Origin of the sequence: Campylobacter sp. MG1 (assembly GCF_026616895.1) — a bacterium.
GTDB lineage: Bacteria > Campylobacterota > Campylobacteria > Campylobacterales > Campylobacteraceae > Campylobacter_E.
Genome location: NZ_JANYME010000002.1, coordinates 17864 through 33474, shown reverse-complemented (window position 1 = coordinate 33474; position 15611 = coordinate 17864). Strand labels below are relative to the sequence as shown.

The following is a 15611-nucleotide window of genomic DNA, read 5'->3' as shown; positions in this document are numbered from 1 at the left end:
TAATTCTAATAAAAACTTTAATCATTTAATATTAAAATTTTAATAATTTTTCAATAATAAATTTATAATACTATAGATAATAATTTAAACTAGGATAGAAAATGGAAGATATATATATATTAGGAAATGGAAATATGGCTAAGGCTATTGCAAAAGGTTTAACGAAATTTAATTTTAATGTTTGTTTTGTATTAAGAAATATTAATAGGGTGGGTGATGATATAAAAAATTATGTTCTTTATGATAATTTTGATATTGAAAACAAAATATGTATATTATGTTTTAAACCTTATAATTTAGAAGAAGTAGCAAATAAATTTATAGGTAAATGTGCAAAAATAATTATTAGTCCTTGTGCAGGAGTAAAATTAGATGATTTAAAAGTGATGAATGCTAAATTTTATGCCAGAATTATGCCAAATATTGCTGCTGAATTTAACAAATCATGTACTACTTATGTTTTAAGTGATGAAAATAATTGTTTAAAAGATATTGCTTTAAGTATAATTAACGCATTAGGCAATGCTATAAAATGTGATAGTGATAAAGAGATTGATTTAGCAACCGCTATAAATGGATGTGCTCCGGCATTTTTGGCAGTTGTGGCTGAAGCTATAGCTAATGGTGGACTTAGTATAGGATTGAAAAATGAAAAGTCTTATGAACTTACTAGAGCTTTGTTTAGTAGTTTTGAGAGTTTAATCAATAATAATCATCCAGCTATAATTAAAGAAAATGTTTGTAGTCCAGCTGGTATAAGTATAAAAGGTGTTAATAAATTAGAAGAATATGGTATAAGAAACGCTTTTATAAAAGCAATTAAAGAAAGTGCAACCTAAGATTAAATAAAATTAAATTTTAATTTGCTATAATCATCGTTTTTTTAAGGGATTTTGATGGATGAATTTATATTAGATAAGCTACAAAAAGAAAATAAGAAATTAGCTTCTTTAGGTAAAAGATTAATAGCTACTTTTATTGATAATATTATTTTAAGCATATTGTTATTTGTTATTTTACATAATACAACAGATATTAAAGATATTGTTAGTGGTTTGAATGAAGAACAGATTTCGCAATTTATATCATCATTGTCTATGTATTTTATAGTTATTAAATTTATATATTTATATTTATTTTTTTACTTGAAATTTGCTACATTAGGCAATATTATAACAAAAACAAAAATTGTTTCTATCGATAATTTTAAAAGTATAGATTATAAGTCATCTTTATATAGAGCTTTAGTATTTATAATTTGTGAGATAACATTATTTGGTATTTTATTTTTATCAGTATTTTTTAATAGTACAAATAGACATTTAGCTGATACAATGAGTAAATCGGTAGTGATTAATGATGATTAAAAAAAATTTAATATTAATATCTTTTTTATCTTTAGTATATGCAAATCAAGTTGAAATAAATTCAAAAGAATTTATAAAAAAAGATAATCTAATTTATGCGAATGATGGGATAGTTTTTTATAAAAATGATTATTTTGCTAGAGCAAATAGTGGTATTTATAATGAGGTTACGAAAGAATTAGAATTATTTGGTGATGTTTTTGTTATGAACAAAGAACAAAATTCTATATCTTCTTATGCAAAAATTAAACTTGATAATAATTGTTCAAATTTTGATAATTTTTTTGTTAGTAATTCTTTTATGGAAATTTGGTTAAAAAGTAAGGATAGCCAATATTTAAATGATGAATTTATAGTTAATAAGGCCAGTGTAAGTTCTTGTAATGTTGATAATCCAGATTGGAGAATTGATTTTAGTAAGGGCAAATTTAATAGTAAAACTAAAGATTTGACTTTATACAATATGGTGCTTAAATTTAAAGACGTACCAGTATTTTATATGCCTTATTTAACAATAAATACCGATGATAGTAGAAAAACCGGTTTTTTAGTGCCAAAAATAGCTATAAAAAGTAGCGAAGCTTTTTTTTATGAACAGCCATTTTTTTGGGCTATTAATCATAGGATGGATTTAGAGTTAAGACCTCAGATTAGAACTAATCGTGGTTATGGATTATATGCAAATTTTCGTTTTGTAGATAGCCCATATTCTAGTGGTTATTTTACAACTGGGTATTTTAAAGAGTTTCAAAAATATGCTATTAAAGAAAATTTAAAATACAATAATCACTATGGATATAATTTTCATTATGAAAGAGATAAAATTTTTAATGATAATGCTGATAATCAAGAGGGTTTGTATGTAGATTTTTTAAAGTTAAATGATGTTGATTTTTTAAATTTATCAACATTTTTAGATAATAATGATGATGCTATTATTACATCAAAGGCTAATTATTTTTATAGTAATAATAAAGATTATTATGGTGTATATATAAAACACTATCAAGATACTTCAAAAATTAGTCAAAATGATACTTTGCAAGAATTACCAAGTTTGCAATATCATAGATTTTATGATTCTTTATTTGATGAATATATTACATATAAAGTAGATGTAAATTATAGTAATTATTATAGAAAAGAAGGTTCTACTCTTAATAGGGTTGTTCTTAATACTCCTGTAGAATTTAAAAAAAGTTTATTTAATGATTATGTTAATTTGGTTGTTAAAGAAGAATTAGATGTTAAATTTAATTTATATGATGAATATCATAAAAATAATGATTTTATAGTTAATACCTCAAGTTCAGTTTCACTTTTTACAAATTTATTTAAACAATATGATGATTATTTACATAATATAAATTTTGGGATTAGAGCAACAGCTATAACTGGTGAAAAAGAAGAAGAAAATGAATTTTTTGTTGTTGATGAATATGATGATTTAAGTTTTGATATAGAATTTTCACAATTAGTTTATAAAGGATTAGATAAAAAATTTAAGCATAATTTTACGTTAAAAACTAAAGATACGAAAATAGATGCTTTGAATAATCAATTTAAATATTATGTAACACCTGAATTTTCTTTAAATAATACGGTTGAATATTCTTTTACTGATAAAAATTTAAATAGTTTTTTTGCAGAGAGTAATTATAAAAATGATAAATTTAGGTTAGGTTTAGGATATTTTTATAATAAAAAAGATAAAAAAATAAAAAATGTCTATGATGAATTTTTAAGTGCTAAAGTACAATATGAGTTTTTACCTTATAGTATTTTTAATTCTAAGGTTTGGTATAACTTAAAATCAAATAAATTTGATAATTATTCTTTTGGAATTACATTAAAAAGAAAATGTATAAATTACAGTATTGAATATAAAGAATATATTAGTTCAAAATTAACACAAAGAGGTATAGAATCTAAGAAAGATAGAGGAATCTATTTGAAATTTAATCTTTATCCTATAGGTGGTGCAAAATATAATGTATCTTTAGATAGAGGTGATGATGATTTTTGATAATCCAATCCAAGCAGCTAGTGAATTTTGTCAAGTTTTAGCTGAATGCGACGAATTAAAAGATCATATAATAATAGGAAATAGCATAAAAAATATTCCTTTTGTTGAAACTATTGCAAACGAATTAAATTTGTATTATGATATGCTTTTTAATAAGAGTATTTATGCACCAAATAATGAATGTCAAATAGCAAAAATTAGTGAGACAAAAGATATAGTTTTTATATCAGAATTAATTGAAGCGTTTTCAATAAAAGAAGATTATATTATGTCTATTAGTAAAGTTTTGTACGATGAAGCTATAATGGGTAAGGTTGCAAAATATAGGCACTCATTACCTCTTAGTGATTTAAAGGAAAAAGATATTTTGATTTTAGACCAAGGGTCAAATAGTGGTTTAACATTAAATTTATGCCATAAAAGTTTGCTCGGTTTAGGTGTAAAGAGTATAAAATATGCAAGTGCTTTGATGCCATGCGATGCGTATGATTATTATACTGATTTATTTGATAAAGTATATTATTTAGAAAAAATAGAACATTTTATAGATAAAGATTATTACTACAAGCAACCACTTGAAATATCAAGTGAATATGCGTGTGAGATTTTAGAAACGAGCAATTATTATTTGCCATATCAAAAGGAGATAAATGAAAAAAATAATTAAGATTAACGATAAAGAATTAGTATTTGAACTTGATTTAGTTGCCAAACAAGCAAATGCAAGTGTTTTAATGACTTGTGGTAAAACGGTTATGTTAGCAAGTGTTGCTAGAGAAGATGAGTGTGTTAGTGAAGATTTTTTACCATTAACCGTTAGCTATGTAGAAAAAACTTATGCAGCAGGTAAAATTCCAGGCGGTTTTGTGAAAAGAGAAACAAAACCAAGTGATTATGAGACTTTAACTTCAAGAATAATTGATAGAACATTACGCCCATTATTTCCTAAGGGTTATTTACATCCAACTCATATCGTTGTTATGCTTCTTTCGGTTGAAGAAAATGTTGATATTCAGCCACTTGCACTTTATGCAGCAAGTGCAGCTTTATTTTTAAGTGATATTGAAATTGTATATCCAGCAGTTGGGGTTAGGGTTGCTAAGGATGAAAATGGTTTTGTTCTAAATCCTGATTTAAATTCTTTAGAACTTTCAAGTCTTGATTTGTTTGTAAGTGGTCTTAAAGATGAATTATTAATGATAGAAATGAAAGCAAATGAGACTAATAATTCAATGAATGAGATGAGTGAGAGTGAGTTATTACAAGCTTTAGAATTTGCAAAAGGTAGTATTTTAAATATAAGTAATGATTTTTATAATACTTTTAAAGAATATAAAAAATCTTATGAGTTTAATTACAAAGCTGATAGTGAAAATCTAGCAGTATATGAATATTTAGAAAAAAACTATTTAGAAGATATAAAATTTGCAATTAATAAAATGGCTAAAAGCGAAAGAGCAAGTGAGCTTAAAGCTATTGCAAAAAAAGTTGTTTTAGATGAAGAATTTATAAATAATAATTGGAGTGAAGCTGAACTTGATTATGAATTAAATCGTATTAAAAAACATATAGTAAGAAAGCAAATCTTAAAAGAAAGAAGAAGAGCTGATGGGAGAGCTTTAGATGAGGTTCGTCCTATTAGTATATTGACTAATATTTTACCAAATGCGCACGGCTCTTGTTTATTTACAAGGGGTCAAACTCAAGCATTAGTGGTTTGTACTTTAGGTAGCGACAATGACGCTCAAGCGATTGAATTATTAAATAATAAATCAACTACCTATGAAAGATTTATGTTTAATTATAATTTTCCTGGTTTTTGTGTAGGCGAAGCAAGTCCTTTAAAAGCACCTTCAAGAAGAGAATTAGGACACGGAAATCTAGCAAAAAGAGCTTTAAGTTCTTCAGTTAGTAAAGATTATGCTCACACTATTAGAATAGTTTCAGAAATATTAGAAAGTAATGGAAGTAGCTCAATGGCTAGTGTTTGTGGTGGCTCATTAGCTCTTCGTGCTGCAGCAGTGCCTAGTAAAAAACTAGTAGCTGGAGTTGCTATGGGACTTATAATTGAAGATAGTGAATATGCTGTATTAACTGATATTATGGGCTTAGAAGATCACGATGGGGATATGGATTTTAAAGTAGCAGGTAGTGTTGATGGAATAACTGCTATGCAAATGGATATAAAATTAGGTGGGGTTAGCACTGAAATATTAACCCAAGCTTTAGAAGCTGCTAGAAAAGGAAGAATTCATATTCTTAATTTAATGGAAGAAGCAAATTCTAAGATTGTTATTAATGAAGAAATTTTACCTAAATTAGAAATATTTAGCGTAAGTGCTAATGATATTCCAGAAATTATTGGTCAAGGTGGTAAAACTATTAAAGAAATCATAGATAAATTTGGCGTTAGCATAGATTTAGATAGAGATAAAAATGAAGTAAAAATTAGTGGTCTTTTAGTAAGCGATGCTAAGGATTATATATTAAATGAAGTTTTAAAACCGAAAGGTAAGTCAGGTAAAAAATCAAGTCCAAAAATTGATTTTAATATAGGTGATACTTTTAGTGGAGTTGTTAAGAAAAGTACAAATTTCGGAGTTTTCATTAGTATTAAAGACGGCATTGATGGACTTTTACATTCTCGTAAAATTAAAGGTCTAAATTTAAACGAAGGTGATATTGTAAATGTAGTTGTAAGCGAGATAAAAGATGGAAAGGTAGGTCTTGAGTTAGGTAATGAATGAATTTATTGAAGGATTATTATTAGGGCTAGGAGTATGCGTTCCTTTTGGTCCTATAAATATTTTAATTATTAGTTATGCTGTTAAATCTTTTAAAAATGCTTACTCTTTAGGTTTAGGTGCTTGCACTGGAGATTTTTTATACTTAGTGTTTTTACATTATGGTATATTAGGGTTTATTAAAAATGAAACTTTTTTAGATGTTTTAAGTATCTTTGGATGCCTTTTTTTAAGTTATATGGGTTTTTGTATGGTAAAAGCTGGAACGAGTAAATTAGAAATAAAAGAAAAGATTATGAAAGATAGCATAATAATAAATTATTTTAAAGGTCTTGCTATTAACATGAGTAATCCTTATGTAATTACATTTTGGCTAAGTGTTGCAACGATATTAGATACCAGTAGTAATCCTTTATTTTTGTTTTTGGGACTTATGATATGTATTTTTAGTTGGATTTTTTGTCTTGCATTTTTTGTTTATAAATATACCCATTTATTTTCGGCAAAAGTGCTAAAAGGTATTAATATTTTTTCAGGTATAATTTTAGGATACTTTGCTGTAATGCTTATTTTAAAGAGGTTTTATGGATTTTAAAGAATGTCTTAAAAATAGATTTTCTTGTAGAGACTTTATTGATTATGAATTAAGTAAAGATGAATTAATTAATATAGTAGAACTTGCAAAATTAAGCCCTAGTGCAACAAATATGCAACCAGCAAAACTAAGCTTTTTTAGCGGTAAAAGCCTTGCTAAATTAAGCGATGATTTATTAAATGCTGTAAAAAATAATATTAAAAGCCAAGATATAAAATTATATCCTGATATTTGGTTTGAGCCTTATAAGAGTAGAAGATTTCAGACAGGAATTAAGCTTTATGAAGCACTTAATATAAAGCGAGATGAGAAAGAAAAAAGGCTAGAGCAATGGCATAAGAATTTTAAATTCTTTAATGCTAAAAATCTAGCAATTTTACATATTGATAATGGTTTAAACGAAGGTTCTTTGTTAGATTGTGGTATTTTTCTAGCTAATTTTTTAAATGCGGCTACATATTTAGGATTTAGTACTTGTGTTTTAGGTAGTATTGCTGAATATTGCGATACCATTAGAGAAAATGGGGTTGAAGGCAAAATTATATGTGGCATTGCAATAGGTAAAAAAAGTAGCGATAATGTAAATAATTTTAAAACTACAAGAGCAAGTAACGAAGAAATAATTAAATTTATTTAAAGGAGAAAAAATGAGTGTTACAATGGATTTTTGTATTTTTTCTATGAGCGATGATAGTAAAAGTGAAGAAATAGCACCAATTATTGAGTATTTAAGAAAGAAAAATATAAAACACAAATTAGGTGCAATGGGAACTAGCGTAGAAACTGATGATTTAAAAAGTGCTTTAAAAATTTTAAATAAAGCAAATAAATTAATTAATAAAGATAGAGTTTATTTAGTAGCCAAATTTGACATTCACAAAAGTAGAAATGATAATCTAAAATATAAGGTAAAATCGGTTAAAAAGCGTCTAAAGGAAGGTAATAGTAAAGAAATTTGAGGTGTTAATATTTGTAATAATTAAATGAATTATTATTAAAAATTACTTTTTTGTTGAATTTATTATTAATTTAGTGGTTTTATTTTTTAGACTAAGCCTTGCAATTAAAATTTGTCTTTGCTTAAAGTTTCGCAAAACTTTAGTGCATTCTTAAAAATAAATTTAAATATTTAAATAATTTTAAAGAGTTTTGAAAATCAAAACTCCTTTTTCATTTCTTTAAATTCTTGTGCCAAAAACTTTGCTGTATAGCTTTTATCAGCATATTTTTTAGCAAGTTCTAATGGATTACCTGTCGCAATTATCTTACCACCCCTAAAACCGCCTTCAGGACCCATATCTATAATATAATCAGCGTTTTTGATTAAATCCAAATTATGCTCAATTACAAAAACACTATTTCCAGCATCTACTAAATGCTGCAACACTTTTACTAATTTTTGCGTATCTGCAAAATGAAGCCCCGTAGTTGGTTCATCAAGTAAATAAAGTGTATTTCCTGTATCACTTCTACTTAATTCTTTAGATATTTTTATCCTTTGAGCTTCCCCACCACTTAAGGTTGTAGCGTTTTGACCTAAGGTTATATAATCAAGCCCTACATCCATTAAGGTCTTTAATTTTTGCTTAATCTTAGGGTGTTTTGCAAAAAACTCATAAGCTTCTGCTACACTCATTTCTAAAACATCAGCTATATTTTTGTCTTTATATTTAATCTCTAGTGTTTGATGGTTGTATCTTTTACCCCCACAAGCATCGCAAGTAATATTTACATCAGGTAAAAAGTGCATAGAGATTTTAAGCTCACCTTCTCCGCTACATTTTTCACACCTTCCACCTGCAACATTGAAGCTAAAGCGACCGATTTTATATCCTCTAATCTGTGCTTCAGGAACATTTGCAAATAAATTCCTAATCTCATCCATAAGCCCTGTATATGTTGCTGGATTGCTTCTTGGAGTTTTTCCTATTGGACTTTGATCTAGGAAAATTACTTTATCTAATTTATCAAGACCTTTGTATGTAATATCATTAATTACTGCTTTTGCTCTATTTAGATTTGCTCTTGCAATAGGTAGAAGTGAATGCAACATTAATGAGCTTTTACCACTACCGCTTACTCCTGTTACACAAACTAAATTCCTAAGTGGGAATTTCACACTTAAATCCTTTATATTGTTTTGATTAATTCCACTTAATTCTAAATATTCATCACTCTTTCTAGCCTTATAAAGGTCTATGTCTTTTTTGCGATTTATATACAATGCAGTTTCGCATTTGCTTTTAAGCAATTCTTTATAAGTGCCATTAAAGATAATCTCCCCACCACTAGTTCCAGCCCTAGGTCCAATCTCAACGATTACATCAGCACTCTCAATTGTCTTTCTATCGTGCTCTACTACTATTAGGGTATTTCCTTTAGCCTGCAAGCTTTTTAGAGTATTTATTAGTTTTTGCGTATCTCTTTCGTGAAGACCTATGCTAGGCTCATCTAATACATATAAAACCCCGCTTAATCCACTTCCAATTTGAGAAGCAATCCTAATTCTTTGAGCTTCTCCACCACTAATTGTCCTTGCATCTCTACCTAGTGTTAAATACCCCAAGCCAACATCATTTAAGAAAAATAATCTTTCATTGATTTCTTTAATAATAGGATAAGATATTTCATAATCTTGCTTATTTAAATTATTAAAATTCTCTATTTTAAAAAATTCGCAAATCTCTTCAATAGGTGTGCTAATAACATCAGCTATGCTTTTGCCATTTACTAACACAGCTAAGCTTTGCTCGTTTAATCTAAAGCCTTTGCAAGATGGGCAGGTTTTTTCTGTTATGTATTCATTAAAATCTTTATCATCTTTTAAGATTTCATAACTTATTTTAATAGCTCCATCAAAAGTTTTTTTGATATTATGTTTATTCCATAAAAAGCTAAATTCTGTTGCACTTCCGTATAAAATAAGCTTTTTTTGATATTCACTTAATTCTTCATAAGGCTTATTTGTAGGGATTTTTTCTGCTTCGCAAAATGCTAAAAGTAACTTTGAATAATAACTTTTATTAAAGCCCATCATAGTGCGAACTGCACCATCTTCTATGCTTCTTTCATAATTTATGATTTTTTCTTGGTCAATACTCATTCTAATGCCTAAACCATCACATAAAGAACAAGCTCCTTTAGGGCTATTAAATGAAAAGCTTAAAGGCTCAAGTTTATTAAATGAAATTTTACATTTAAAACAAGCATTATGAAGCGAATAATGAATATTTTTATTACTTTCTAATAATTCTAACTCACACTCACCATAACTTAAACTTAAAGCTTTTTCAACAGCTTGAGCTAAACGACTTTTATTATCATCACTAATTCTTAGCCTATCAACTACTAATTTAATAGTATGCTTTTTAGTTTTAGCTAATTCTATTGGCTCATCTAGTCGTGTTAGTGTGCCGTTTATTAAAATATTTATAAAACCTTGAGCTTTTAGGCTTTCAAGAAGTGGTGCGAATGTGCCTTTTTTTTCTTTTACTAAAGGAGCTAAAATCATTGCCTTTTCGCTAAATTTTGTCATTTCGTTTATTATATCTTCTGTATCCATTTTATTGATTTTTTCTCCGCATTTATGACAATGCTGAACTCCGATTTTTGAATACAAAAGTCTTAAATAATCATATATTTCAGTAATTGTTCCAACGGTTGAGCGTGGGTTTTTGCTAGTTGATTTTTGATCAATTGCAATAGCAGGGGTTAAGCCTTCTATTTTTTCTACATTTGGTTTTCTAAATTTATCTAAAAATTGCCTAGCATAAGCACTAAGGCTTTCTATATAACGGCGTTGTCCTTCTGCATAAAGCGTATCAAAAGCTAAAGTTGATTTTCCACTACCACTAAGCCCTGTAAAAACTATTAATTTATTTTTAGGTAGTGTTAGGTTTATATTTTTTAAGTTATTTTCACTTGCGTTTATAACTTGAATTTCATTATTCATTAAATACTCCGTGTTGTTTTAGAACTTCTATTATTGATAAAGTCAATACAAATAATAAAAATCCTATGAAAAGTTTTTTTTGCGTATTATTGCTAATTTTATGAAACAGCCAATTACCAACCCAAACTCCAGGCAAACTTGAAATAGCAATTATTGCACCAGCAGTATAATCAACATGATTTGTAATTGCCATAGAAACAAAAGCAGCACTTCCAGCAAAAGCTACAAAAAGACCGCTAAATGAAGCAGCTTTTTTAATATTAAAATTACAAATTGCAACTAAAGCAGGCGTGAGTAATGCTCCACCACCTATTCCACCACTTGTAGCAATTGCACCTATTATTAAACCTACGAAAAATTGTAATAATTTTGAATTCTTTTCAGGTTCAATTGGATTTGCAGGAGTAAAATAAAGTTTAACAATAGCCCAAATAATTAAAAAACAAATAATATAAGCAATCATTAAATTGCTTGCAAATTTCATAATAAAACCAACGCTAAAACCACCAACTAAACCACCTAAAGCAGGATATAAAGCATTTTTTACTTGCAATGTGCCTTTTTTATAATTTAAATACGAATTATAAAAAGATGAAAAAACCATTTGCATAACGCTAATTCCAACAGCAATCTTAGGCGAGTACCCAACAAAAGTTGTCATAATAGGCACAACAGCAGTTCCGCCACCTATTGCAAAAAGTCCTGCAGTAAAACCAACTAAAAGCCCATCTAAAATAAAAATAATATAAGTAAGTAATGTATATTCTTCTATCATAAAAAACTCCTAAGGCGTAATCTTAATTAACTTAGCTTACACTTTTCTTTCTTATAATAATTAAAACTTATTTAAGGAAAGATTAATGCTTAATGCTACTAAGTATTCTATCGATAATTTTTTTATACACACTTTAGGTTTTGATTTAAAAAGTATTGATTGTGTAGATGTAAATAGGTTTTATGTTTCTCATATTTGTTTAAAATTAGATAATATTGAATATGCTTTTTATTTAAATTTTCAATATGAATGTTTAGAAGATTTAGCGTTTGTATTATTAGGTGATAAATTTTTAGATGATGAAGTTATTTGTGATTTGTCTAAAGAAATTGCTAATCAGCTTGTAGGATTTATTAAGAAAGACTTTGATAATTGTAGTATTGGAATTCCAGATTATAAAGGGTTAGACTATAGTTTAATTTATGAACATAAGTTGTGTTATAAAGTCAATAATAATTATTTTTTTATGGGATTAATTAAGAAGCATTATGATTGATAAAATTTTAGATATTGAACTAAATTTATTTATAGATGTTGCTAGTACAATGATTAGTGTTGAAAATTTTTTAGATTTAGATATTGATAGTTTTATAAATTTAGATAATTCTTTAAATAATGGTGCTGATTTATATGTAAGTAATGTTAGAGTTGCTAAAGGTAAATTGTTTTTAAAAGATGATAATTTAGCCATTGTGTGTAATAAAATTTATACTAATGAGTTTATATGAAAAAGATATTTTTTATTATTTTTAGTATAAATTTATTTGCAAGTAATGTTATAGACTATAGTTTAATTAGAAGTGAGGATAAACTTGATTTAATTTTTAAATTAGATTCTCCTTATGATAAAAATAATAATATAAAGGTTTTTAAAGAAAAAGACTTTGTGGCTTTAGTGTTTAAGGATATGTTAATATCAGAATCAAGTAAAATACCTTTGAATTTGCCTTTTATTGGTGATATGTATATGTATTTACTAGATACTAATACTGTTATTAAATTTGAAAGCAATCAAAAATTAGGAGTTTTTTTAGACAATAATAATCAAAATTTTGAATTAAAAATTAGATTAGTTCCAGAAAATTTAGTTGTAAATTCTAATATAAGTAATGAAAAATCTTATTTTGATTATTTTTTTGCTTTTATTGCTATCGTAGTTTTGTTATTTTTTGTAATTAGGTATAAGAAAAAAAAATATGCCGAATTGCAAAATATAATATCAAAAACATTTAATTTAAATACTAATAGGATTAAAATAATATCTTATAAAAATTTAGATAAATATAATAAATTTATAGTGGTTTCGTATGATAAGATGATATATAAATTTATTATCGGAGAAAATAATATTAATTTAAATGATAGTGAAAAAAATAGTTATATAGATTGTTTTAAAATGAATTATATTAAAGAAAATGCGTTAAACTCATATAAAGAAAAGATTAGCAAGTTATAAGGAGAAAAGTTGAGAAGGGGAAGAGGGAAAATAACAGTATTTTTGTTATTTATTATTTTTGTAATAATATTTGGTTTTATTGCGTTTTCAAATTTATTTGAAAGAATTTCTCCGAATGTAAATATAAATGATACTATTTATTGGAATACTAGAGATAAGATAGTTTTTGAAGTAAATGATAATTTAAATTTAAGTAATATTTTAGTTGAGTATTCTAAAAATAATGAACCTAATAAAAATATTTTATTAAATCAAAATGTAAATACTAATTTAGTTAATGTCACAATAGAATTACCAAAACCTAAATTTGGGGAAAATATAAGCAAATATACTCTTTATATAAAAGCTAAAGATAGTAGTTTTTGGAATTGGTTTATGGGTAATACTACTGAAAAAGTTGTTAGCGTAGTTATTGATAATACTAGACCACAAGTAAGTATTTTAGCTAATTCATATAGTATTACTAAAGGTGGTGCTGCTAGTGTTGTTTTTTATGTGCATGATGAAAATTTAAGTGAATTATATATAGATGTAAATTCTCGTGTATTTAAAGCTATACCATTTTTAAAAGATAATTATTATATAGCACTTATTGCGTGGGATATAAGAGATAATGATTTTAGTGCTAGAATAATTGCTAATGATAAGGCTAATAATATAGTTAAAGAAAAAATTCCATATTATATTAAAAATAAAGCATATAGAGAATCTACTATAAGCGTTAATGATAATTTTATTAATGGAAAGATTAAAGATTTATATGAAATTAATGCAGAAGAGAATTTAAATGATAATGCTTTAATTTTTGATTATGTAAATGCAACTCTTAGAAAGAAAAATGAAAATTTAATTCATAAAGCTACTAATAATTTAACAGATGAAATTATTAGTGATTTTTATTTAACTCCGTTTTCTCCATTAAAAAATGGTATGAAGGTTGCTGATTTTGGTGATCATAGATATTATAAATATGATGGAAATCAAATTAGTGAAAGCTATCATATGGGACTTGATTTAGCTAGCACAAAAATGGCGCCTATAGTATTAAGCAATGATGGTAAAGTAGTATTCGCACAAGATAATGGAATTTATGGGTTAAATTTAATAATTGATCATGGTTTAGGACTTTATACTTTATATGGACATTGTTCTAAGAAGAATGTAGAATTAGGTGATGAATTAAAGTCTAATACGATAATAGCTAATACAGGAACTAGTGGTTTAGCATTAGGAGACCATTTGCATTTTGGTGTTTTAGTTCAAGGCGTTGAGGTAAGACCTGAAGAGTGGATGGATTCTAAATGGATGAATGACAATATTTTTGCTATAATAAATAAAGCAAAAGATATAATAAATAAAAAATAAGGAATGAAAATGTTGCAAACAACGATTGCAAAAGTAGTTTCAAATGTTGGAATTGGACTACATAAAGGTAGTGCTATTAAGATAAAATTTAGCCCACTAGGTGCTAATAGTGGAGTGGTATTTCATAGAACAGATATTAATAAATTTTACGAAGCAAATTATAAAAGCGTAATCAATACTCAAATGGCTACGGTAATTGGAGATAAAGATGGTTATATATCTACAATTGAGCATTTAATGAGTGCTGTTAGCTCTTATGGAATTGATAATTTATTAATAAGTATTGATGCAAATGAAGCACCTGTTTTAGATGGTTCAGCGGCTGGTTTTTGTGCTATGCTTGATGAAGCAGGTATTAAACAACTTGACGCTAAAAAACAAATATTTGTTGTTAAAAAAGAAATAAAAATTCAAGAAGGAGATAAATTTGCAAGTCTTAGTCCTACAAATGCTCCTACTTATGATTTTACTATAAACTTTAAGCACCCATCAATTAATACTCAAAACTATATTTACAAGGCTAATAAACAAAATTTCATAAATGAAATTGCAAGTGCTAGGACTTTTGGGTTTTTAAAAGATGTTGAGTATTTAAAATCAAAAGGATTAGCATTAGGTGGTAGTTTAGAAAACGCTGTTGTTTTAGATGATAATGGCATATTAAATCCTGAAGGATTAAGATTTAGTAATGAATTTGTAAGACATAAAATCCTTGATGCGATTGGTGATTTATATATGTTAGGTAAAGCAACTTTTGCTAACTATAAAGCTTACGCAAGTAGCCATGATTTAAATCATAAACTAACTATTGAATTGCTAAACAATCCAAATTCTTATGAATTAGTAACTCTTAGTGATGATACAAACAAAGATTTATTAAAGGCATTCACATTAAACTTTTAGTAGTGCCTATGGCAAATCTCATTGGAATATATGATGGTAATAATTTGTTAAAAGAAGAAATCAAAATCATAAATAAAACCAGTGAAGATTTGCCAAAAATTATGCAAGAACTATTAAATAAATATAATTTTAGCGAATTAGCCTACGCTAATGGACCAGGCTCATATATGTCTTTAAAAATTGTTTATGTATTTTTAAGCACAATTGCCCTTGTTAAAAACATACCATTAAAAGCAATTAGTGGTTTTACATTTACAAAGAATAATTTAATAAAAGCTAACAATAACTTATATTTTACCCTTGCTGATGATAAAATCAAATTAATTAAAAATGATAATTTTAAAGATGAGTTTTTTATACCAAATGAGTATAATTTCAAATTCTTAGAAAGTAATTTGCCAAATTATTTTTTACCTGCTATTTAGGAG

General features: G+C 26.5%; 16 protein-coding genes. 14 read left to right on the top strand and 2 right to left on the bottom strand.

Annotated elements, in window-relative coordinates; all coding sequences use genetic code 11:
- The first annotated feature begins 101 nt into the window (after nucleotides 1–101).
- The 8 genes from NY022_RS01585 to NY022_RS01550 are packed head-to-tail and all read left to right on the top strand — an operon-like array spanning nucleotide 102 to nucleotide 7691.
- Nucleotides 102–839, top strand: coding sequence for a pyrroline-5-carboxylate reductase dimerization domain-containing protein (locus NY022_RS01585; RefSeq protein ID WP_267523269.1), 738 nt, complete (start codon nucleotides 102–104; stop codon nucleotides 837–839).
- A 57-nt stretch (nucleotides 840–896) separates the two neighbouring features.
- Entirely contained in the window at nucleotides 897–1367 is a 471-nt protein-coding gene (locus NY022_RS01580; protein ID WP_267523268.1) for an RDD family protein, read from the top strand.
- The gene (locus NY022_RS01575; protein WP_267523267.1) at nucleotides 1360–3393 is read left to right on the top strand and encodes an LPS-assembly protein LptD; all 2034 of its coding nucleotides are present in this window, start codon (nucleotides 1360–1362) and stop codon (nucleotides 3391–3393) included. Before NY022_RS01580 ends, NY022_RS01575 begins: the two co-directional genes overlap by 8 nt.
- Entirely contained in the window at nucleotides 3383–4060 is a 678-nt protein-coding gene (locus NY022_RS01570) for a phosphoribosyltransferase family protein (RefSeq protein ID WP_267523266.1), read from the top strand. The genes NY022_RS01575 and NY022_RS01570 overlap by 11 nt, the downstream gene beginning before the upstream one ends.
- A complete protein-coding gene (locus tag NY022_RS01565) occupies nucleotides 4044–6140 on the top strand; it encodes a polyribonucleotide nucleotidyltransferase (protein WP_267523265.1) in 2097 nt (698 codons plus the stop codon). The genes NY022_RS01570 and NY022_RS01565 overlap by 17 nt, the downstream gene beginning before the upstream one ends.
- Nucleotides 6133–6732, top strand: a complete 600-nt coding sequence (locus NY022_RS01560; protein ID WP_267523264.1) for a LysE family transporter — start codon at nucleotides 6133–6135, stop codon at nucleotides 6730–6732. Before NY022_RS01565 ends, NY022_RS01560 begins: the two co-directional genes overlap by 8 nt.
- The gene (locus NY022_RS01555; protein ID WP_267523263.1) at nucleotides 6722–7369 is read left to right on the top strand and encodes a nitroreductase family protein; all 648 of its coding nucleotides are present in this window, start codon (nucleotides 6722–6724) and stop codon (nucleotides 7367–7369) included. The genes NY022_RS01560 and NY022_RS01555 overlap by 11 nt, the downstream gene beginning before the upstream one ends.
- A gap of 10 nt (nucleotides 7370–7379) precedes the next feature.
- Nucleotides 7380–7691, top strand: a complete 312-nt coding sequence (locus tag NY022_RS01550; protein ID WP_267523262.1) for a thiamine-binding protein — start codon at nucleotides 7380–7382, stop codon at nucleotides 7689–7691.
- A gap of 197 nt (nucleotides 7692–7888) precedes the next feature.
- Here the strand turns inward: NY022_RS01550 and uvrA are convergent, their stop codons facing one another.
- Both uvrA and NY022_RS01540 read right to left on the bottom strand, forming a co-directional pair.
- Nucleotides 7889–10684, bottom strand: a complete 2796-nt coding sequence (uvrA, locus tag NY022_RS01545) for an excinuclease ABC subunit UvrA (RefSeq protein ID WP_267523261.1) — start codon at nucleotides 10682–10684, stop codon at nucleotides 7889–7891.
- A complete protein-coding gene (locus NY022_RS01540) occupies nucleotides 10677–11459 on the bottom strand; it encodes a sulfite exporter TauE/SafE family protein (protein ID WP_214118121.1) in 783 nt (260 codons plus the stop codon). Before NY022_RS01540 ends, uvrA begins: the two co-directional genes overlap by 8 nt.
- A gap of 85 nt (nucleotides 11460–11544) precedes the next feature.
- On the opposite strand from NY022_RS01540, the gene NY022_RS01535 reads away from it, so the two are divergent.
- The 6 genes from NY022_RS01535 to NY022_RS01510 are packed head-to-tail and all read left to right on the top strand — an operon-like array spanning nucleotide 11545 to nucleotide 15608.
- Nucleotides 11545–11955: a hypothetical protein gene (locus NY022_RS01535; RefSeq protein ID WP_267523260.1), complete on the top strand. Its 411-nt coding sequence runs from the start codon at nucleotides 11545–11547 to the stop codon at nucleotides 11953–11955.
- Nucleotides 11948–12187, top strand: coding sequence for a FliM/FliN family flagellar motor switch protein (locus NY022_RS01530; RefSeq protein ID WP_267523259.1), 240 nt, complete (start codon nucleotides 11948–11950; stop codon nucleotides 12185–12187). The genes NY022_RS01535 and NY022_RS01530 overlap by 8 nt, the downstream gene beginning before the upstream one ends.
- Entirely contained in the window at nucleotides 12184–12915 is a 732-nt protein-coding gene (locus tag NY022_RS01525) for a hypothetical protein (protein ID WP_267523258.1), read from the top strand. The genes NY022_RS01530 and NY022_RS01525 overlap by 4 nt, the downstream gene beginning before the upstream one ends.
- A 9-nt stretch (nucleotides 12916–12924) precedes the next feature.
- The gene (locus tag NY022_RS01520; RefSeq protein ID WP_267523257.1) at nucleotides 12925–14280 is read left to right on the top strand and encodes a M23 family metallopeptidase; all 1356 of its coding nucleotides are present in this window, start codon (nucleotides 12925–12927) and stop codon (nucleotides 14278–14280) included.
- Nucleotides 14281–14289: 9 nt separating this feature from the next.
- Entirely contained in the window at nucleotides 14290–15183 is an 894-nt protein-coding gene (gene lpxC, locus NY022_RS01515) for a UDP-3-O-acyl-N-acetylglucosamine deacetylase (RefSeq protein ID WP_267523256.1), read from the top strand.
- Between the two features lie 8 nt (nucleotides 15184–15191).
- Entirely contained in the window at nucleotides 15192–15608 is a 417-nt protein-coding gene (locus NY022_RS01510) for a tRNA threonylcarbamoyladenosine biosynthesis protein TsaB (RefSeq protein ID WP_267523255.1), read from the top strand.
- Nucleotides 15609–15611 lie beyond the last annotated feature (3 nt).